Raw genomic sequence first — 21,591 nt, 5'->3', positions numbered from 1 at the left:
ATAAATCCTGCAAATAAACAGATTGTTGATATCTGACGCACCCGACAAATATTCATCCCTCTTTATCTGTGTTTATCTGCGTTTATCTGCGGTTAATAATTCTTGAAATCTGATTCTATGCAGCTTCATTGAGCATTAATTACTCAATGTAGTAGCTGCTGAAGTAACATTTACCGCTTTAGAAGCAACAGGAGGATGAACAATCTGCACTGAACAGGGTGCATGATGTAAAACATAATTACTCACACTACCAAGGAAAAATTCCGCTATTCCAGAACGTCCCCGTCGTCCCATCATAATTAAGTCAGCATTCCAGTCAATGGCTAATTCACAAATCATTCGTCCTGGATTACCAGTATTTTGCGTAAATTCCGTATTAACACCAGATTTATTAGCTTGGGTGCTCCATGACTGTAACATTTGCAAGCCTTCATTTTTAAATTTTTCCCAATGCTCTTGGTATAATTGAAAACTTTGCTCATTCCAACCGGGATAGTAGTCAATATTGGGGAAAACCAGCGCCTCTGGACTGCCTTCTTCTTCTTGTGATAAAACGTGCAGTAACATTAAATTTGCAGATGTGATCTTAGCTAAAGATAAAGCTTGTTCAAAAACTTTTATGCTCATTTCTGAGCGATCTACTGCGACTAAAATTCTGTTAAACATATATACCTCGATGTTAGCTTGCTAACTAATGATAATGAGTATATTCGGCTTTTTAGGTTAATATTTGGTAAAAGCATCCTTAACATTTACTAACAATCATGCAACAGGGGTCAAGAGTCAAAGCCTTTTATGGCATAGTTTTGTAATTAAATTTTACACTTCATAAGAATACCCGGTAAGTGGGAAACGAGCGCGGCTTGGCTACAAAGAATTTGGGTAACTGGCGAGAATAGATATTTAAGTTAATGTTCGATATTTATGCTAGACGAAAAAGAAAAAAATTGCATCTCATCGAAGATAGATTAAAAAATATTAAAATTTATTTCTCTGTAGCGATAATATGTAAATCTATGTTTTGATTTCTGATTAACTCCAGCAAGCGTTGTGTAAAAGAGCGTTTGAAAAATCTTTTCCATCGAGGTTGCTGACTTTCACCAATAACTATCTGAGTGATATGATAAGTTGCGGCAATTTGGGCAATTGTTTGAGAAACATTGTGATTTTTAATATGGAGAAATTCACCAGCGAATTCAAGACATAGTTTTTCACAAGTATCAATGTGTAAACTTTCTTCCTTACTGAGAAAACGTTCAGGATCTGCAATAAATAGAGTATAAAGTTTGGCATTCATATAATTAGCAAGTCGCGCCCCACGCCGTAATAATTGAATCGAATTGGGATAAGTAGATACACATACTAAAACTCGTTCGTGGACATTACAAATTTGCCCAGCAGAAATGGAAGTATTTGCTTCTTCTTCAACCGTATCTGCGACTTCTCTTAATGCTAATTCTCGCAAAGCAATCAGATTTCGACGTTGAAAAAAGTTTTCTAAAGATTGCTCAATTTTATCAGGAGTATAGATTTTACCTTCCCGTAAACGTTCTTCTAAAGTTTCTGGAGTCACATCAATCACAACAACAGCATCAGCTTCATCTAAGAGAAGATCAGGGATACGTTCTCTCACCACAACACCCGTAATTCTAGCTACCAAATCATTCAAACTTTCTAGATGTTGAATGTTGACAGTAGAGTAAACATCTATACCTTCTGCTAAAATTAATTCTACATCTTGATAGCGTTTTTCTCTAGCTGAACCGGGGATATTTGTATGCGCTAATTCATCAACTAAAACCAGTTGGGGAGAGCGTTCTAAAATTGTCTCCGTGTCCATTTCTTGAAGATTGATATTCTTGTGAATACTGGCTTTTTTAGGAATTATCTCCAATCCTATGGCTTTTGCAGCCGTGTCCTTGCGTCCATGAGTTTCTAAAACGCCAATAACAACATCAATACCATCTTGTTTGAGTTGATGTGCTTCCTCTAGCATTCTATAAGTTTTCCCCACACCGGGAGCCATACCAATGAAAATTTTATGCTTTCCCCGTCGAGCAGGACGAATATAAGAACTGTCAGGAGAAGGGGTATTAGGGTAAAACATGAACAAATTCCTACTTATTTACTAATTTTATCCACTGCTAGATTTAGTTTTAAAACATTTACTCCCGGTTCACCAAAAATACCCAAGAAACGACCATCAGTGTTTTGAGAAATTAAAGTTTCCAACTGCTTTGGTTCAACTCCTCGCGCTTTTGCTACTCTGGCAATTTGTACCTTAGCACTTTCAGGAGTAATGTGAGGATCAAGACTCGAACCAGAAGTATAAACTAAATCCGCAGTAGGTTGGATACCCGCTTTTTTAAGTCGCTGAATTTCACCTTCATTCCCATTAATACGTTCTAGTAATGCTGGATTACTGGGAGCTAAATTACTAGCACCAGATACCCCCGTCTTCAAAACACCAACTTCATCCTTTTTAGGGTCTGCTGTGCTGTAATTAGTAGTGCTAGGACGACCCCAAAAATACTTTTCACTGGCAAAAGGTTGACCAATTAAAGCTGAACCAATAATCACACCTTGAGAATTTTTAATTAAACTACCATTAGCCTGATCAGAAAAAACAACTTGTCCCGAAATCAACATAAATAACGGATAAATAAAAGCCGTTATCACCCACAAAACCAAAGTCGAACGAATCGCCTTACTAACTTGATGTCTCTGACTCATATTAAAACCTCCCTAATTTAAAAACCACAACAAAATATATTTCTTCCTTTGCGCCTTTGCTCCTTAGCGTCTCTGCGCGAAATAAAAAATATGGTTCATATTAAAACCTCTCAGGCTGAAAAATCACCACAAACAAATAAACACAAAGACACAGAGTAACAAGCCCCAACAAAGTAATCGTATAAGCCGAAAAACGCGATTCTGCTACCGAAGTCGCTGCTTGAACTGCTGGTGCTAATAATAAATTCAAGCAAAGTAGTAAAAACAGACCCAGAGGAACACGATGACCTTTAGAAATTGTCATTGATTAAGCTAATCCTATAGATACAATGAAAACGTCAATAATTTTGATAGCAATAAAAGGAGCAATCACGCCACCTAATCCGTAAATAAAGATGTTCCGTTGCAAAAGTTGGTTAGCAGTGAGAGGACGAAATTTCACCCCAGTTAATGCTAAAGGAATCAATGCCGGAATAATCAAAGCGTTGTAAATCAAAGCTGATAAAACTGCTGATTGGGTACTTGCCAAACCCATAATATTTAAACCATTTACCCCAATCCCAGGGAAAATTGCTGGAATGATTGCGAAGTATTTAGCGACATCATTAGCCAGAGAAAAAGTTGTTAAAGCCCCACGGGTAATTAGTAATTGTTTACCAATAGTGACAATATCAATTAATTTTGTCGGGTCAGAATCCAGGTCTACCATATTAGCAGCTTCCTTTGCAGCTTGTGTACCAGAATTCATTGCTACACCAACATTCGCCTGTGCTAAAGCTGGGGCATCATTAGTACCATCTCCAGTCATAGCGACTAATTTTCCTTGTGCTTGTTCGCTGCGAATTACTTCAATTTTGTCCTCTGGAGTTGCTTCAGCAATAAAGTCATCTACACCAGCTTCTTCGGCAATTACAGAAGCAGTGAGACGGTTATCTCCTGTCAGCATCACAGTTTTAATTCCCATTCTTCGCATTTGATCAAAACGTTCTTTAATCCCCGGTTTGATAATATCTTTAAGATAAATTACACCGTAAATATCATCATTTTGACAAACTGCTAATGGTGTTCCCCCTAATTTAGAAACTCGCTCATAAGCCGTATTAAGTTCTGCGGTTAATTGTCCATTGCGAGAACGCACAAATCCTTTAATTGCATCTACAGCCCCTTTGCGAATTTCTACGCCATTCGGTAAATCAATGCCACTCATACGCGTTTTTGCTGAAAATTCAATTCCTGCCGCAGTTGTGGGATTAAAACTCAATTTTGCTCCTAATGATTCGGCTAATTTAACAATTGATTTTCCTTCGGGAGTTTCATCAAAAATACTGGAGGCCAAGGAAATTTGGGCAACTTCATTGAGAGAATGACCTTTAACAGGAATAAATTCTTCCGCCATGCGGTTTCCTAATGTAATTGTTCCCGTTTTGTCTAAAACCAAAGTGTTAATATCTCCACAGGCTTCTACAGCCCTTCCAGATGTGGCTATGACATTAAATTGAGCCACTCTATCCATCCCGGCAATGCCAATTGCACTCAATAATCCGCCAATTGTAGTAGGAATTAACGCCACTAATAAGGCAATTAATACCGCAATACTCACAGGTGATTTAACATAAACTGACACTGTTGGTAGCGTGACAATTACTACTAAAAAAACTTGAGTTAGCACTGCCAAAAGTACAGTTAAGGCAATTTCATTAGGGGTTTTAGTGCGAGAAGCCCCTTCTACTAAAGCAATCATTCTATCAATAAAACCTTGACCTGGATCTGATGTTACCCTAATAGTTAGTTCATCAGAATTAATGCGCGTTCCTCCCGTTACAGAACTAGCAATATCAGTTCCTGGTTGTTTTAAAACTGGCGCAGATTCTCCAGTAATAGCAGATTCATCTACAGAAGCCACACCAGCAATTACTTCTCCGTCTGCGGGGATAACATCACCAGCGATAACTTTAATTTGATCACCACGACGCAAAGTAGCAGAATTAACTTCTTGAATAGAACCGTCAGGAAGAAGTTTTCGGGCTACAACATCGGATTTTGTCGCCCGTAATGAGTCAGCTTGCGCTTTTCCTCGTCCTTCTGCTACCGCTTCGGCAAAATTTGCAAAAAGAAGAGTCAAGAACAGAATTATGGTAATTAGACCGTTAAAAAGTCGCGGATTATTATCAGGAGTAATCCCAAAAAGATTCGGTTCAATAGTTACTAAAGCTGTAACAATCGTCCCCACCCATACCAAAAACATAACTGGATTTTTTAGCATATTGCGTGGGTCTAATTTGACAAACGCTTGTTTCAATGCCCTAGTATAAATTCCAGTATTTTTAACTTTGGGAGTATGTTTTCGTTCTTGTCGAGTTTTTGTAGTTTTCATGGATGTTTAGTTATTCAAAAATGTCAGGGACGAACCACAGAGGCACAGAGGACGCAGAGAAATAAAAGATTGAAACATATTTTGTGTAAGTCATAAGTTTATTTGGAAATTAAAAACCATTCTGCAATTGGACCTAAAACTAATACAGGAAAGAAAGTCAGCGCCCCAAGAATTAAAATTACTCCTCCTGTAACTCCAGTGAATAAACCAGTGTCGGTTCTGAGAGTACCGGCAGTCATAGGAACTGGTTGTTTGTTGGACATACTATCTGCTAATAGCAACAAGGCAATAATGGGAATATAACGTCCTGCGAGAATACTGAAACTAGCACTGAGATTCCACCAAAGTCCTGTTGCTGCTGGTTGACTATCAGCTAGTCCTTCAAAGCCAGAACCGTTATTTGCGGCTGCGGAAGCATATTCATAAACTACTTGAGAAACGCCATGAAAGCCTGGGTTACTAATACCTGAAAGTGCATCGGGAAAAGCAAAAACTATTGCCCAAGGAATGAGAATGGCGAAGGGGTGAACTAATAAAACAACGCTGGACAGAACGATTTCTTTTTTCTCTATTTTGCGACCTAAAAATTCTGGAGTCCGTCCTACCATTAAGCCGGTTAAAAACACTGCTAAAATATAGTAGATAAATAAATAGGCTGTCCCAGTTCCTTGGCCTCCCCAAACGATTTGCAAGAATAAATTAAAGAGAAATACAAATCCACCTGGGGGCATAAATGAGTCGAGAAGTGCGTTAACAGCACCACACATTGTCCCGGTGGTAATAGTTGCAAATAATGAACTTTGCGCCCAACCAAATCTTACTTCTTTTCCTTCTAAATTGGGTTGTTGTGATCCTAAAAGAGAATTAACTAAGGGATTTCCTTGATACTCACCAATTGTAGTCACAATCCACAAGATGGTAAAGATAGTAAATACCATCCAAAATGCTAACCATGCCTGTTTGAGATTGTTAGCAAATACGCCATAGGTGTAAATTAGTGCTGTGGGGATAGAAATCATGCCCCAGGTTTGCAATAAGTTAGAAAAACCACTGGGATTTTCAAAGGGATGTGCTGAGTTAATAGCAAAAAAACCACCACCGTTCTCACCAATTTGTTTAATCGCTTCCATGTGGGCAACTGGTCCGCGAGCGATCGCTTGAGTAGCACCTTCTAATGTTGTCGCTGTTGCCACTCCGGCAAGGGTTTCAGGCACACCAGCCATGATCAATAACAATCCCATAATGATTGACATGGGCAACAAAATCCGCGTAATTGACTTGGTGATGTCAATATAAAAGTTACCCAATGTTCTGCCAGTTAAGCCCCGAATAAAGGCAATTCCCACCGACAAACCGGTCGCTGATGAAACGAACATCAAAAAACTCAAAGCGAATGTTTGACTGGCATAACTGAAGGTTGTTTCTCCAGAATAATGTTGTTGATCTGTATTAGTCAGAAAAGAAAAAGTCGTGTGTAATGCTGTATCCCAAGTTGGTGTACCTAACCCTGTCGGATTGAATGGTAGCCATGCTTGAGTCATCAAAATAGTAAATACCAAAGTCCCCATAACTACATTACTGTAAAGCACTGCTTTGGCATATTGCCAACCTGTCATTTCATCTTGAGGACGAACTCCAATTAAAACAAAAATTATTCTTTCTATGGGATTTAACACAGAGTCAAGCAGTGTGCTTTCTCCTAGAAAAACGCAAGCGATATATCTCCCTAATAAAGGAGTGGTAGCAATGACAATGATTAATGTCAATGTAATTTGTATCCAACCTTGTAACATGAATTATAAAATCTCCTCAAAGAAAGTTGTTATGGCTTTTCAGTATTAAGCAGTCAGCTAAAAACAGATTTTACGGGTTTTCAAGTAGGGGGAGGCTGACATCAGTAATTAATATTCAGAATGCTTATCAATTCAATTCTTCCTCATAAGTAGAACGGCTTGAATAATTCAAAGTTTGTAGTGAGGAATTTATTCCTCATTTGAGGGCTGAAGCCTTTACTACGAAATCATCTCCAGATTTTTTTACATTACTTAATCTACTTTGATTTATTTTCGTCTACTTACTTGGCTGACGGCTAAATGCTTACTTTCAGTATCATTTTTGTTAATTATTTCATCCTAAAAATCCTGATTTAGATAGTAATCTTGAGATGATTAATTTATATCATCAATTATTGTGGCAATAAAAACAAGGAGTACAAGGATATAAAAATCGTTTATTTTTCTATTTATGTGTCTACCCAAAGATATATATCAGTGTTTAGTAAAGTTTAGAGGAAATCTAAACGCTAGTAAACAAGATATCTGACTTCTTTAAGAAGTCAGGGATCTGAGCCTTGATAATTGTTATAGTTGTATAAGTTGAGAAAAGGTAAGTTAGTAAATGGCATCTTTAAAAAATAAATTAATAAACAATAACTTACGTCTTGGTAAAATATTACTAATTGTCACTATATTTATCTTTCTAGCAGTTTTAGAATATTCTACCCCCAATGATTATGTTTTTGGATATCTCTACAGTGGAGCAATTTTATTAGTCAATTCTTGGTTTGGGGGAATGGCAACAATAAGCGCAACATTTCTTGCTGTTTTTCTAACTATGTTAAATGCGTGGATACCTGGAGGTGAATCAATTCGAGCTTCTACTGTTGCTAGTCGAGTAATTGCTGCAATAGCTTTGATAGTCACCGGATTTTTAAGTCAGCGATTACGAAAATCTCAAAAAGCCATTGCCCTCACTCAAACTAAACTCGAATCCCAAGCCCAATTAGTGAGACTAAGAGAAGATTTTGCTTCCACACTTACTCACGATTTAAAAACGCCACTTTTAGGAGCAGTTGAAACTATTAAAGCCTTTCAAAAAGAAAAATTTGGTGCAGTTTTACCAACCCAACAGAAAGTTCTAGCAACAATGGCACGCAGCCATGAAACTTCCCTTGATTTATTAGAAACTTTGTTAGATGTTTATCGCAATGATACAGAAGGCTTAAAACTAGATTTAGCTCCTGTGGATTTAAGTATCTTAGCAGAAACAGCAACGGCTACCTTAATTGAATTAGCAGCAAATCGTCGCATTCATCTATCATTAAACTATGGTGATTCTGATTGGAAACGCTCTCTTTGGGTGCGCGGTGATGCTTTGCAACTGCAACGAGTTTTTAGCAATTTGCTGATTAATGCTATCAACCATTCTCGACGCGGTGATCATGTCGAAATTGTCTTAGAACCGCAAACTTCCTATCAAGTTGTCAAAATTTTAGATACAGGTGCAGGTATCCAACCTGAACAGTTTTCCCACTTATTTGAACGATTTTACCAAGGAAATAGCGATTCCTACGGAGCGCTAGTTCCCTCCGGCACGCTCCGCGAACGCTATCGCGGTGAGCTTTCCCAACGCCAAGCTAAAGGTTCGGGATTAGGACTTTATTTATCTCGGCAAATTATTGAAGCTCATAACGGTATAATATGGGCAGAAAACAGAGTTCCCAATGGCGCTATTTTTGCCTTCAAGCTCCCTGTTTTGCCATTTCAATCTTAAACAACATCAGATGTCTTCTACCCCCATAAAAATCCTCCTAGTTGAGGATGATGAACTTTTCCGTTTGGGCTTGCGTGTGCGATTGCAGCAAGAAACTGGTTTGGAGATTATCGCGGAAGCGGAAGATGGTGAAACAGCCATTGAGTTAGTCAACCAGCACCCTCTTGATGTCGTTATTTTAGATGTAGGATTACCAGGAATTGGCGGAATTGAAGCCTGTTATCAAATTAAACAAAAATATCCCAATTTACCAGTTTTAGTCCTCACTTCCCATTCCCAAAAATCTCTGATTACGCGGTTAATTGAAGTGGGCGCTCAAGGTTATTGTCTTAAAGGTGTTGCGGCTGAAAAATTGGTATTGGCTCTGTATTCCGTCGCATCTGGGGCATCTTGGTGGGATGAAACTGCAACTAGGGAAATTCGTTCAGTATTTGTACCTGATAGCGATAGCGTGGCGTTAGCCAATAATCACCAAGTTCATGCAGAAAATAGCTCAAAACCTGCTCATAAACTAACACAAAGAGAACAAGAAATTTTATTACTATTGGCAGCGGGAAAAACTAATCAAGAAATTGCTCTGGCACTTTATATTACACCGGTAACAGTGCGGGTTCACGTCCATGCTATCTTACATAAACTAGAAGTGAGCGATCGCTCTCAAGCTGTTGTTGTGGCTTTACAAAAACGGTTGATTAAAAATAATTTAAGTTAATTTAATTCCTCTTGTAACCAATCTTCTAATTGCAATTCTTTGATTCTTAATAAATCAGAATCATGGGAAACTACAATTAAATTGTGAATAGTAGCCGTAGCTGCTATAAATATATCTGCGTCTTGAATTGGTAAACCTCTTTGTTTTAAATCAGCATAAATTTCTGACGCTTTTTGAAATATAGCCATATCGTCCAAGAGTAAAATTTGGTATTTCTTCAAAAATTTTTCAAAGTCTGATAATTTCTTTACCGCTTTAACTGCTAAGAGTCCTCGCTCAATTTCATAGTAAGTAATCCCACTAATGAAAACTTCCTCGTTTTGACGATTTAAACTTTCTAGCTGATTGGTTACTTTTGGATTTTCCTTGAGAATTGCTGTAACCATATTAGTATCTAGTAGATATCCCATTGACTTATTTACGTTTCACTGCTTCATCAAATATTGCCATTTCTTCTGGTGTAAAATCATTTAACAAACCACTGATTGCTTCTACAGCTAACATTTTACTAATTCTTTCTGTTAAGTCATCTTCAGCAATTGTGTCTACATCATCACCAGAATTTGGTTTAGTAAACAGTTCATACATTTTCTGGATCATTTTATCTTGTTCCAATCTTTCTTGATACACACTATTATTAGCAATCAAATATTTTACAATTGCTGAAATGCGGTTAAAGGCAGTTTCTTCTTTTAGAGATGTGTTGTTCATATTTTTGTGAGACATTTTTAACAGTATATGTTATTATAGCATAGCCTCTTAACTCAACGGAGAAAATAAATAATCGCACTTAAACAGATGTTTTTAATTTCAAACAGATGAATAGTGCCTTACATTTCATTACCCCCCTAAAATATCAGCGAAATTTAATAATTTCGTCATCAAATGAACCAATACAACAAGTTATTAGAGATGGATTTAAAAACTTTGAAAATTTCCGAATTAGATGCCTATTAACCTGGCATTTTATTTAATAGTTTAGCATAACAAATACCGAAGAACCAAATAAATAGACTACCTATGCGAATAACCATACTACCATTATCGCTTGTATCTATATAAATTCGTATATTAAAATAATTGATGCAATAACCGCAATATTTATATCCGATTTTCGCATAATTACCAAAATTTAGTAACCTACTATACGAACTGTTATGAAAAATCACACTAACGTAACAATATCGCAACTGTCACACCACCAACCAGGAAACTACTATCAGTTATTTCCCCAACGTGGCAAATACAGAACCGATAAGAACACGGATACACAGTTAATTCAGTCCTGTTCCCCAAAAAAAGATCATGATAGAAACAGCAACTACCACAGATAAACTCAATAAATTCGAGAAATTCAAAGCCGAAAAAGACGGACTTGCAGTTAAAAACGAAATAGAAAATTTTGCCCAAATCGGTTGGGAAGCAATGGACGAAAACGACCTCAACCATCGCCTAAAATGGTTAGGTGTATTTTTCCGTCCAGTCACCCCCGGTAAATTCATGATGCGAATGCGTCTACCTAACGGCATTCTCACCAGCAATCAATTGTCAGTTTTAGCAGAAGTGGTACAGCGTTACGGTGAAAATGGCAGCACCGATATTACCACTAGACAGAATATACAACTACGCGGGATCAACTTTGAAGATATCCCCGATATCTTTAATAAATTTCACAAAGTCGGATTAACTACTATCCAATCCGGCATGGATAACGTTCGTAATATTACAGGTGATCCTGTAGCGGGTTTGGATGCAGATGAGTTTTATGATACCAGAGAATTAGTCCAGCAAATCCAGGATATGCTGACTAACAACGGTGAAGGTAATCCAGAATTTAGCAATCTTCCCCGGAAATTTAATATTGCAATTACCGGAGGAAGAGATAATTCCGTTCATGCAGAAATTAACGATTTAGCCTTTATTCCCGCTTTTTGGAGAAATGAAAACGAAGTACCAATCTTTGGTTTTAACGTCATTGTCGGCGGCTTATTTTCCGCCAAACGTTGTGAAGCAGCCATTCCTTTAAATGTTTGGGTATCTCCCGCCCAAGTTGTATCATTATGCAAAGTCATTGTCGAGATTTTCCGAGATCATGGCTTACGTGCAAATAGACTAAAAGCCCGATTAATGTGGTTACTTGATGAATGGGGGATAGAAAAATTCCGTGCTGAAGTAGAAAAACGTTTTGGTCAATCATTATTACCCGCAGTAGATAAAGATCAAATTGACTGGGAAAAACGGGATCATGTCGGGATATATAAACAAAAACAACCTGGATTTAACTACGCAGGTTTAAATATTCCCGTCGGCAGATTGTCTGCTGATGATATGTTGGAAATTGCCAGATTAGCGGAAGTTTACGGAAGCGGAGAAATCCGGTTTACCGTAGAACAAAATGTCATTATCCCGAATATTCCCGATTCCAGTTTAACAACATTTTTCACAGAATCTATATTAGAGAAATTTTCAGTTAATCCTGGTTTATTAATGCGATCGCTAGTATCATGTACAGGCGCACAATTTTGCAACTTTGCCTTAATAGAAACCAAAAATCGCGCCCTATCAATAATTAAATCATTGGAATCTGAACTAACTTTATCACGTCCTGTGCGAATTCATTGGACAGGATGCCCTAACTCCTGTGGACAGCCCCAAGTAGCCGATATTGGCTTAATGGGAACTAAAGTGCGTAAAAATGGCAAAATGTTGGAAGGTGTAGACATTTACATGGGTGGAACAGTGGGGAAAGACGCACATTTAGGAACTTGTGTGCAAAAAAGTATTCCCTGCGAAGACTTACAGCCCATATTAAGAGAAATACTAATTACCAAATTTGGGGCAAAATTGCGAGAACCAGCAATAATTTAACCTCAATAACTAGACATAAAATCATCCGCGTTTATCTGCGTTTATCCGCGTTTGATAAATCATCAATTTAGGCAATTTCATAATTGTCCTTGGATTTTTATATCCAATTTTTCAGAAATTCAATTATTTAGCGAGAAAAGAAATGTTAAAAAGATTATTTTCATTCCAAGGACGCTATCGCATACTACATCAGACATGGTTTGCATTTTTCCTAACCTTTGTTTGTTGGTTTAACTTTGCCCCCTTCGCTACCACAATTGGAAAAGAATTACATTTACTTCCTGAACAAATTAAAACATTAGGAATTTGTAACCTAGCATTAACAATTCCCGCTCGTCTAATTATTGGGATGTTATTGGATAAATTTGGTCCAAGAATTACCTATTCCCTCTTATTAATGTTTGCAGTTGTTCCTTGTTTAGCAACAGCATTAGCCCAAGACTTTAACCAATTAGTTATTAGTCGCTTATTAATGGGAATAGTCGGTTCTGGATTTGTGGTAGGAATCCGCATGGTAGCCGAATGGTTTCCTCCCAAAGAAATGGGAATTGCTCAAGGTATTTATGGCGGTTGGGGTAACTTTGGAGCATTTGGAGCAGAATTTGCATTACCAACAATTGCAATTGCAACCAGCTTTTTAGGTGGTAGCGGTTCTAACTGGAGATTAACAATTGCCTTAACAGGAATTGTCACTGCAATTTACGGATTATTCTACTTTAAAAGCGTTCAAGATACACCCAGCGGTAAAGTTTATCAAAAACCCAAGAAAAATGGCTCATTAGAAGTAACTTCTATTAAAAGCTTTTGGGCGTTGATTGTTTCCAACCTTGGTTTAATATTCGCATTGGGTTTATTAGCTTGGAGACTAGAACAAAAGAAAATTCATTTCCTCACACTTAGCCAAATGTATATAGTTTGGATTGTATTAGCAGGATTATTTGCTTACCAAACTTACCAAGCATATCAAGTCAATCACGAATTACTAACAGGAAAAAAAACCTACCCAGCAAATCAACGTTATCAATTCGGTCAAGTAGCATTATTAGAATTTACCTACATTACCAACTTTGGTTCAGAACTTGCAGCCGTTTCCATGCTCCCGGCATTCTTTGAAAAAACCTTTGGTTTAGAACATATTGTCGCCGGCATGATTGCCTCCATTTATCCCTTTCTTAACCTAGTTTCTCGTCCCAGTGGTGGTTTAATTTCCGATAAATTAGGTTCGCGTAAATGGACAATGACAATAGTTTCTGCGGGGATTGCAATAGGTTATTTAATGGCACATTTCATTAACAAAGATTGGCCTATCCCCCTCGCAATTGCTGTCACCATGTTTGCGGCTTACTTTGCTCAAGCTGGTTGTGGTGCAACTTACGGAATAGTGCCATTAATCAAAAAAGAAGCAACCGGACAAATAGCCGGAAACGTCGGTGCTTACGGCAACTTTGGCGGCGTAGTTTATCTAACAATCTATAGTTTAACAGACCCATCAACCCTATTTGCCACCATGGGAATAGCCGCCATGATTTGCGCCTTTATGTGTGGATTCTTCCTCAAAGAACCAAAAAATTCATTTGCATCTGATAATGAAAATGAAGGAGAAATAATTAATCATCAATCTGTTTTAATAGAAGAATAATTATCTCACGCAAAGGCGCAAAGGTAAGAAAATAAAAACTAGAAATTAAAAATATTTCTCCTCTTATGAAATTATCTCTGTGTCCTCTGTGCCTCTGTGGTTCGTTTATCATAACTTTGCGCCTTTGCTCCTTAGCGTCTACCCTGCGGGATCTCTAAGAGAGATTGCGCGAAATAACTTTTTAAACCTGCAAATATTATGACAGAATTTACAAAAACACTTTGTCCTTATTGCGGTGTTGGTTGCGGTTTAGAAGTTTCTCCACCAGCCCAATATGGAAAAGCCACAAATCGAGATAGTGAAGGAATTCCTATTTGGCGAGTTAGAGGTGATAAATCCCATCCTTCTAGTCAAGGAATGGTATGTGTTAAAGGTGCAACTATTGCTGAATCTTTGGATAAAAGTAGATTGCATTATCCAATGGTGCGGGATTCTTTAGATGCAGAATTTCGGCGTGTGAGTTGGAATGAAGCTTTTGAGATTATTACCCACCGGATTCAAACATTGCGCTTGAATCAAGCCACAGATTCTATCTGTATGTACGGTTCTGGACAATTTCAAACTGAAGATTATTATATCCCACATTCCGCACCCCAAAATGTTACAGAGGGAAATTACGGAGATGAAAATCAAAGGGAGCATCAAAACAAACAGATAAAGTGAAAAAAGGCATTTGAGAAACAGTAAATCACCAAAAATGTCATCAAAATCTATTCTCAATAAGAAGCAATAAGAATGCACACCACCTGGAGAGGTCAATAGATAAGTGAAAGAAGATATTCAAGAAACAATTATAAGTTAGACTAATCAATTAAAGTAAAAAACGAAATTATAGACATAGTAAAATGGAGCTATAAATCAAAGAGATTAGCTCATCTTTACAAGAGAAATTAAATTGATAGAGATGATAATTAGCTGACTAATTGATAGTAACGTAAACAATCATCTGGTAAAAGACTCAAGATAAAATCTCTGTCCTTATTCCAATTAGAAATATGTTTCTCCTGATTGAGTGTAACCAAATGAATACACTGAAAGCATTGAAAAATCCAGCGTAAAGTAGGACGATTAGTTGCTTTGCCTAATTGATTTTTAATTGTTGATTTAGACTCCAAAAGAGCATTTCTAATATGACGTTGAGCCAAAGTATAAACCAGTAGACATAAACCCATAATCATTCCCAAAGACTCTATTCTCTCAGGACTTTTGAGGAAAATACTGTCGGCAAAAAATAATGGGTCTTTGAGAAAACCAAACCCCCTCTCACATGACTGCTGGGCTTTATATTCACTTAGCATAGAATCATTGCTTAGTTCCTGTGAATCTAAAACATTTGTCGCAATAATAAAACGTCCCGCACTCAGCAATTCTGTATTAATTTTACTTTCATCCTGGGAGACTGTAGCTGATATTTGATAGGATATTTCTCCTGAAGTATCTTTTTTATTAGATTTTACTTGAGTCACCGTACTTTCGTGAATTTGATGATATTTGAATTGTTTTGATAATTTTGATAATGCCTTGATAGCATCTGCAACACATGCAAATCTCTCTTGTGATAACTTTTTCAAATCTTGCACAGCTTTTGATTCTGCTTTGGTAATTTTTTGTGTGAGCTTATGCAGGTCTGATTCTTTTCTTTCTTGACTTTGCACTACTAACCATCTTTGTTCTATCCCTGCATAATTTTGGATTTTTGATGCTAATTTATATCCTGGTATTGTACTATCAATAAATTCTGATTCTGCTAATGTTGATATTAATGTTTTTGCTGCTTTTATGCTTAATGGTACTCGACATAACCAACGTAATTCTGACATCATTTTCAGGTTTGATTCTGTATATAAAGCAGCGTCAGCAACCATGAGACTATTAACTTCTAATTGTTTTTGATATTCTACTGCTATTTGACCAAAACATGATGAATCTGCTTGATTTCCCGATGCTAGTTTTAAAAATATTGGGATGTCTCCATCTCCTGAACATATCATTTCTATGATGAATTGTTTTAAATCTGGTCTATGGTCACGGGAATAACCGTAGGTGATGGTTATTTCTTTTGGTGATTTTACTGCTAATTCTTCTAATTCTTGGTTATTTCCTACTTTTTGACTCTCAAATATTACGAATGGTAAGCTAGTGTTATACTGCCCATGCACGTGCATTGATGATGAGTCTAGATGTGATGTTGATAGTGATACTCCAAATTTTTGAGCAGCTTTTAAGGCTATGATAAAAAAGATTGTATCTAAGCCTTTTATAAACAGTTTATCCATGACTCTCCCCAATTTATCGTCGTTAAGATATTCTGGTTTTACTCCTGTTCCTATTAGATGCTCACAGGCGATTGTTTCAAAATATTGGGGAAACATATATAACGGTTTGGAGACAAATCCTAACCCGTTTATTATCATGGCTTTTACCACTTGACCTGCATTTACTTTTTCGTCTTTTTCGACTCCTATTAATTCATTTATTATTTCTACTATTCCGATTGAATCTATGATTCCTGCTACTATCCCTAGATGGTCTATGTTCTCAATTTCTATTTCTTGAGGTTTTAATTTCACAACAGTTTCCTCTAATACTTCTGTTGTCATCAATTATTTCTTATTTGGTTATCAATTCATTTTTTTCTTTTGTTACCAAGTTTCACTTTATCACACCACGTCCCTTTTAATGCTACTTATTCTTATTAAGCATCTTAATTTTTGAATTGGCTTTAGTTATTATGTACTACTTTAAGGGCTTTTTTGATCTGTGACAGTTTGGGGTGCGGAATGTGGGTTATATTGCTCAAAAGTTACTCAAAGGTTGTTTAGGAACTAATAATTTCGATGCTAATTCCCGGTTGTGTATGTCTAGTGCGGTATCTGGGTATATTCAAAGTTTTGGTGCTGATGGTCCTCCTTGCTGTTACGATGATTTAGAATTAACTGATTGTGCTTTTTTAATTGGTACGAATACGGCGGAATGTCATCCGATTATTTTTAATCGGTTAGCAAAATATCATAAAAAAAATCGCCATGTTAAAATGGTTGTGGTTGATCCTCGTCGCACTCCTACCGCAGAAGCAGCAGATTTACATTTAGCTATTCGTCCCGGTACAGATATTGATTTGTTAAATGGTATTGCCTATTTGTTAATGAAATGGGATTGTATTGATCCAGCTTTTATTGATGATTGTACTAGTAATTTCCCGGCTTATGCTGAGGTGATTCGCCATTATTCTCCGGAAGTTGTAGCGAGTCGTTGTGGTATTACTATTGAAGATTTAGAAACCGCTGCTAAATATTGGGGAAAAGCAAAATCTGTACTTTCTTTATGGTCAATGGGTGTTAATCAATCTTCAGAAGGTACGGCTAAAGTTAGAACTATTATTAATTTACATTTAATGACGGGACAAATCGGTAAACCTGGGGCTGGGCCGTTTTCTTTGACTGGGCAACCTAATGCTATGGGTGGCAGAGAAGCGGGAGGTTTAGCTCATTTGTTACCGGGTTATCGGTTGGTAAAAAATGCCGAACATCGGGCGGAAGTTGAGGATTTTTGGGGTTTAAAAAGAGGACAAATTTCCCCTGTTTCTGGGTTAACTGCTTGGGAAATGATCACTGGTTTGGAAACTGGAAATGTGGGTTTATTGTGGATTGCTGCCACTAATCCGGCTGTGAGTATGCCCGATTTAGAAAGAACTAAAAAGGCGTTGTTAAAATCTCCTTTTACTATCTATCAAGATGCTTATTACCCTACGGAAACATCAGCTTATGCTCATGTTTTGTTACCTGCGGCACAGTGGGGTGAAAAAACTGGGATTATGACGAATTCGGAAAGAATGGTAACGCTATGTTCGGCTTTTCGTGAACCACCCAGAGAAGCAAAACCTGATTGGGAAATTTTCGCAGAAGTGGGAAGAAGATTAGGTTTTAATGATAAGTTTAATTTTCAGAATTCCGCCGCAGTTTATCAGGAATTTGTCCAATTAACTCGTCAGCGTCCTTGTGATATGTCGGGTTTAAGTCATGGGTTTTTAGCCGCACAAGGTCCAACCCATTGGCCTTATGCACAGGGTAGTAATTCAGGAACTAAACGTCTATATACTAATTTGCGATTTCATACACCTGATGGACGCGCTAAGTTTGGTGCATATTATTCTAAAGGACTTGCTGAACCACCTGATGAAAATTATCCTTTTATATTAACTACTGGTAGATTATACGGTCATTGGCATACACAAACACGCACCGGCAGAATTGAGAAAATTCGCAAATTGCACCCGCAACCGTTTATTGAGATTCATCCCCGTGATGCTGCTGCTTTGGGTATTATTGATAATCAGTGGTTAGAGGTGCGATCGCGTCGTGGTACAACTAAGTTTCCAGCTAAAGTTACAAAAGCTATTTCTCCCGGTACTGTCTTTGTCCCTATGCACTGGGGTAAACTGTGGGCAGATGATGCAGAAGCTAACGCTCTTACCCATTCAGAAGCTTGTCCTGATTCCCTGCAACCGGAATTAAAAGCCTGTGCTGTGCAGTTAGTTCCAATTCTTGTAGAATCTACGGTTAAAAATTATCAACTTCAGTCTTCTCAGTGGTAAGCTTTTGTCTGAATCAGGATGTCCAGGATTAAAGGATAAACAGGATAAATAGGGTGAGAACAAAAACTTTATCACCAATTACCGATTAAAATCTTTGCAGCAAAGTATTAATTTGTTGCAGTTTAGCTGCTAATACACCACTGCTGATTAGTTCAGTGGCTGTGTCTATACCAGCTTGCATATCTGAACAAATACCAGTGCGCCATAGATAAAAACCACCATTCCATAGGGCTGTTTGGCTTAGTTCGCTGGTTTTTCCCGTTAAAATCCCCTGCATTTCCTTAATGAGTTCTTCTGTGGTAGTTAGGGGAACGTTTTTAGTGATAAAGCCATATTCACTCGGTGCGAGTTGTAGCCGGGTTAAGATTTCTGGGTTTGATGAAGATAAGCCGATAATGGCTGTGCGATCGCGTGGTAAGTCACAACTACCCTCTAAACCCTTGATAAAAGTGTATTTATTCACCCCACGTAATCCCAAAGCAGTCTGAAACATTCCTTCTGTGGGTGGATGAACAAAACCGGCAATAATGTGAGCATCACTCGTATATGGACACCAAATCAACTCCATTGTTGCTAACGGTGGACGTTTCCCCAATTGCTCACGGTATTCCCACAAAGTTTGATTTAAAGGAAAATGCTTAGGTGTGTAAATAAAACCGATTCCTGTTTGTTCAAAAACCTGCTGGGTTTGTTCGAGTGATAAACCAGTCCAATCTATTCCTAAAGCTTGCCAAATCTCGATTAAAGGTAAACCATATTTTGTCGGTAAGCGATCTCCTCCGTGCATAATTACAGGTTGTCCCGCAGCAGCTAATAATAAAGCCGTAATTATATTAATTGGTGCAGTGCGGGTTCTGCCATCATAGGGTACACCCAAAACTATCACAGGTTGGGCTATTGGTAGCAATTTGGGTCCGATTTCATAGTAACTGTCTAACATCCCTGCTAATTCTTCACCTGTGGGACGTTTAATGCGGTGAGCAATTAAAAATGCGCCAATTTGCGCTGGTGTGGCTTCACCTAATAACATCATTTTTGTTGCAGTAGCGGCTTCAGCACGAGTTAAATTATCTGATGTGTGAGTTCCACTACCTACTTTTTGAATAAATTCTCTAAATTTATTAGTCATTTGTTAGTTGTTAGTTGTCAGTTGTCAGTTGTCAGTGGAAAAAGGTAATAGTTTATTTTTAATTTTTTATTTCCGGAATATTATCTTTGACAAGTTGCCAAAAATATTGAATAGGGGGAATGTGGAGACGATCTTGAGTTGTTACCATCACTACCCGACGAGTTAAACTAGAATTATCAGCTAAATTACTATTTTCGGCTAGGGGACGAACTGCCAGGGTGGGATCATGTCTGGCTTCTATTAATGCTGATTGGGGAAGTAAGGCAATGAGTTCTCCTTGACGAACTACTCCCCGAAAGGCATCCAGGGTGTTTACTTCTAAAGCTGCTTTGAGTGTAGCTTTCATCTGTTCAAATTTATCTTGAATCAGACGTTGCATTCCATAACCATCTTTAAATACTACTTGGGGATAACGAATTAACTCTAACCAGGGGATAGATTCATATTCAGATAGGGGATGATTTGCTGCGATGAGGACTTCTATGGGTTCTTCATATAGCAATTCTACGGCCATTTCTTTGCCGGTGATTAAAAAGCGATTGTGCATTACAATTGCTAAGTCTACTAAACCATCTTTGAGGACTTTCAGAGAGCGATCGCTTCCTAATGATGTGACTCGCAATTGCACCTCTGGATAATGATGACAAAATTTTTGTAACACTGGTGGTAAGTAAGAAGCACAGACTGAATGAATTGCTGCAATACATAGTTCTGGTTGCTTTCCCCCCATTAAATCTGTTAATTCCTGTGTAGCAGATTCCCATTCCTGGCAGATTTTATGCACACGAGGAAGTAAGCGTTCACCTCCTAAGGTTAATTTGGCATGGGTGCTGCGATGAAATAATTCTATGCCCAAATCTGCTTCTAATGCCTGAATTTGCCGACTAATAGTTGATTGAGTCACACCACATTGTTTAGCTGCTTGTTGAAAGCTACCTGTTTGAATGATCGCCAAAAAGGCTTGCAACTGCTCTAGACGCATTTTAATAGAACCTAAGTATAAATGAATAACTCTTATTAATTTAACGGGTTATCTGTATAATTTTAATTTAATTTAATTGTTGTCCAGTATTTAATTTACATAATCACATTAGCAAAAATACTTGTGCATACTGAATTGATGCGTTATATAACAACTGATATAGCAAGGAATGGGAAATAAAGTCAGAAAATTATTTCCCGCTGCCTCTTTCCTCCCGATTCCTGCTATGAGGTACATATCCAGCGGGCAAGATGCCCGCACTACAAGAGTTTCATAATTCAAGTTTGTACCTCATTAGAGGATGTTTGAAAAGTTTTTAATGTATAAATAAACCCCTCTCCAAACCTCTCCCCGACGCGGGGAGAGGCTTTGAAACCCCCATTCCCTTGTAGGGAAGGGGGGAAGGGGGGTTAGGTTTCTGGAGATTATCGGTTTCATCTAATACTTTTCAAACAACCTCTTAGAGCAAAATCTGCTATATGATGACAGCCTGGAGATTGTCAAGTTGCTTTAACTAAGATAGAACCACCTTCAATTTTAGCTTGGTAAGTTTTCAGCGGTTTTTTAGCAGGACCTTCTTGTGCTTTACCATCAGGAGCAAATTTTGCACCATGACAGGGACAGACAAATTTACCTTGTTTTGCGTTCCAGTCGATGCTACAACCTTGATGAGTACAGGTAGGATTAACAGCAATCAGATTTTCTGCGGCTTTAGATGTGCCAACTACTAATACTGCGCCAATGGTTGAATTTTCTACTAATAGTTGCCCAGTTTTGTCTAATTGTGCCACAGTACCCACTTTTTGCCAGCCTTTCGTGGCAGCATTAGCAGATGTACTCGTTTCGGGAGAACAGGCTGCAATTGCGACAGGTAAGGAACTCGCTAAACAACCTAATCCTACCCAATTTATAAAGTCACGACGTTTCATATTTGCTGGTAATCAATATGTGATTTTTTACTAATATCTATTATTACTGGCAATGTTGGATAATGTCATTATTTAGTTG

17 protein-coding genes and 1 pseudogene are annotated in these 21,591 nt (G+C 37.7%); 6 read left to right on the top strand and 12 right to left on the bottom strand.

Annotated elements, in window-relative coordinates; all coding sequences use genetic code 11:
• Window positions 1–135: 135 nt before the first annotated feature.
• From BMF77_RS20530 to kdpA, 6 genes are all read right to left on the bottom strand, one after another.
• Window positions 136–666 (bottom strand): universal stress protein, encoded by a 531-nt coding sequence (locus BMF77_RS20530; protein ID WP_148765407.1) that lies wholly within the window; start codon window positions 664–666, stop codon window positions 136–138.
• Between the two features lie 319 nt (window positions 667–985).
• Entirely contained in the window at window positions 986–2,107 is a 1,122-nt protein-coding gene (locus BMF77_RS20525) for a sensor protein KdpD (RefSeq protein ID WP_148765405.1), read from the bottom strand.
• A gap of 14 nt (window positions 2,108–2,121) precedes the next feature.
• Window positions 2,122–2,733 carry a K(+)-transporting ATPase subunit C gene (kdpC, locus tag BMF77_RS20520; RefSeq protein WP_015079819.1) on the bottom strand — a complete coding sequence of 204 codons (612 nt, stop codon included), beginning with the start codon at window positions 2,731–2,733 and terminating at the stop codon, window positions 2,122–2,124.
• A gap of 100 nt (window positions 2,734–2,833) precedes the next feature.
• A complete protein-coding gene (gene kdpF / locus BMF77_RS20515; RefSeq protein ID WP_015079820.1) occupies window positions 2,834–3,037 on the bottom strand; it encodes a K(+)-transporting ATPase subunit F in 204 nt (67 codons plus the stop codon).
• A gap of 3 nt (window positions 3,038–3,040) precedes the next feature.
• Complete coding sequence (kdpB, locus tag BMF77_RS20510; protein WP_148765403.1) at window positions 3,041–5,107, bottom strand: potassium-transporting ATPase subunit KdpB; 2,067 nt, start codon at window positions 5,105–5,107, stop codon at window positions 3,041–3,043.
• 98 nt (window positions 5,108–5,205) lie between these two features.
• The gene (kdpA, locus tag BMF77_RS20505; RefSeq protein WP_148765401.1) at window positions 5,206–6,900 is read right to left on the bottom strand and encodes a potassium-transporting ATPase subunit KdpA; all 1,695 of its coding nucleotides are present in this window, start codon (window positions 6,898–6,900) and stop codon (window positions 5,206–5,208) included.
• Window positions 6,901–7,504: 604 nt separating this feature from the next.
• Between kdpA and BMF77_RS20500 the strand changes: the two genes are divergently transcribed.
• Window positions 7,505–8,659 (top strand): sensor histidine kinase KdpD, encoded by a 1,155-nt coding sequence (locus BMF77_RS20500; protein WP_148765399.1) that lies wholly within the window; start codon window positions 7,505–7,507, stop codon window positions 8,657–8,659.
• A 10-nt stretch (window positions 8,660–8,669) separates the two neighbouring features.
• Window positions 8,670–9,371, top strand: a complete 702-nt coding sequence (locus BMF77_RS20495) for a response regulator transcription factor (protein ID WP_148765397.1) — start codon at window positions 8,670–8,672, stop codon at window positions 9,369–9,371.
• Here BMF77_RS20495 and BMF77_RS20490 read toward each other — a convergent pair.
• Both BMF77_RS20490 and BMF77_RS20485 read right to left on the bottom strand, forming a co-directional pair.
• A complete protein-coding gene (locus BMF77_RS20490) occupies window positions 9,368–9,781 on the bottom strand; it encodes a type II toxin-antitoxin system VapC family toxin (protein ID WP_148765395.1) in 414 nt (137 codons plus the stop codon). The genes BMF77_RS20495 and BMF77_RS20490 overlap by 4 nt on opposite strands.
• A 4-nt stretch (window positions 9,782–9,785) precedes the next feature.
• A complete protein-coding gene (locus BMF77_RS20485; protein WP_233466917.1) occupies window positions 9,786–10,097 on the bottom strand; it encodes a hypothetical protein in 312 nt (103 codons plus the stop codon).
• A 579-nt stretch (window positions 10,098–10,676) separates the two neighbouring features.
• Here BMF77_RS20485 and BMF77_RS20480 point away from each other — a divergent pair.
• From BMF77_RS20480 to BMF77_RS20470, 3 genes and pseudogenes are all read left to right on the top strand, one after another.
• Window positions 10,677–12,239: a ferredoxin--nitrite reductase gene (locus BMF77_RS20480; protein ID WP_148765393.1), complete on the top strand. Its 1,563-nt coding sequence runs from the start codon at window positions 10,677–10,679 to the stop codon at window positions 12,237–12,239.
• A gap of 142 nt (window positions 12,240–12,381) precedes the next feature.
• Window positions 12,382–13,878, top strand: a complete 1,497-nt coding sequence (locus tag BMF77_RS20475; protein ID WP_148765391.1) for a NarK family nitrate/nitrite MFS transporter — start codon at window positions 12,382–12,384, stop codon at window positions 13,876–13,878.
• 198 nt (window positions 13,879–14,076) lie between these two features.
• Window positions 14,077–14,514: pseudogene (locus tag BMF77_RS20470) on the top strand (molybdopterin-dependent oxidoreductase); the annotation flags it as partial.
• Between the two features lie 275 nt (window positions 14,515–14,789).
• Here the strand turns inward: BMF77_RS20470 and BMF77_RS20460 are convergent.
• Entirely contained in the window at window positions 14,790–16,478 is a 1,689-nt protein-coding gene (locus BMF77_RS20460; RefSeq protein WP_148762023.1) for an IS1634 family transposase, read from the bottom strand.
• Window positions 16,479–16,660: 182 nt separating this feature from the next.
• Here BMF77_RS20460 and BMF77_RS20455 point away from each other — a divergent pair, with 182 nt between their 5' ends.
• Window positions 16,661–18,472 (top strand): molybdopterin oxidoreductase family protein, encoded by a 1,812-nt coding sequence (locus tag BMF77_RS20455; protein WP_246862979.1) that lies wholly within the window; start codon window positions 16,661–16,663, stop codon window positions 18,470–18,472.
• Between the two features lie 85 nt (window positions 18,473–18,557).
• Here BMF77_RS20455 and BMF77_RS20450 read toward each other — a convergent pair whose 3' ends face one another.
• The 3 genes from BMF77_RS20450 to BMF77_RS20440 all read right to left on the bottom strand — a co-directional run bounded on the left by BMF77_RS20450 (window position 18,558) and on the right by BMF77_RS20440 (window position 21,512).
• Entirely contained in the window at window positions 18,558–19,601 is a 1,044-nt protein-coding gene (locus tag BMF77_RS20450) for an anthranilate phosphoribosyltransferase family protein (RefSeq protein WP_148765389.1), read from the bottom strand.
• Window positions 19,602–19,659: 58 nt separating this feature from the next.
• Window positions 19,660–20,583, bottom strand: coding sequence for a LysR family transcriptional regulator (locus tag BMF77_RS20445; protein ID WP_015081555.1), 924 nt, complete (start codon window positions 20,581–20,583; stop codon window positions 19,660–19,662).
• A 500-nt stretch (window positions 20,584–21,083) separates the two neighbouring features.
• Window positions 21,084–21,512 (bottom strand): ubiquinol-cytochrome c reductase iron-sulfur subunit, encoded by a 429-nt coding sequence (locus BMF77_RS20440; RefSeq protein WP_148765387.1) that lies wholly within the window; start codon window positions 21,510–21,512, stop codon window positions 21,084–21,086.
• Window positions 21,513–21,591: the final 79 nt, after the last annotated feature.

Origin of the sequence: Dolichospermum sp. UHCC 0315A, from assembly GCF_008121535.1 — a bacterium.
In the GTDB taxonomy this organism is placed as follows: Bacteria; Cyanobacteriota; Cyanobacteriia; order Cyanobacteriales; family Nostocaceae; genus Dolichospermum; species Dolichospermum lemmermannii.
This window is presented reverse-complemented; position numbering and strand designations above follow the sequence as displayed.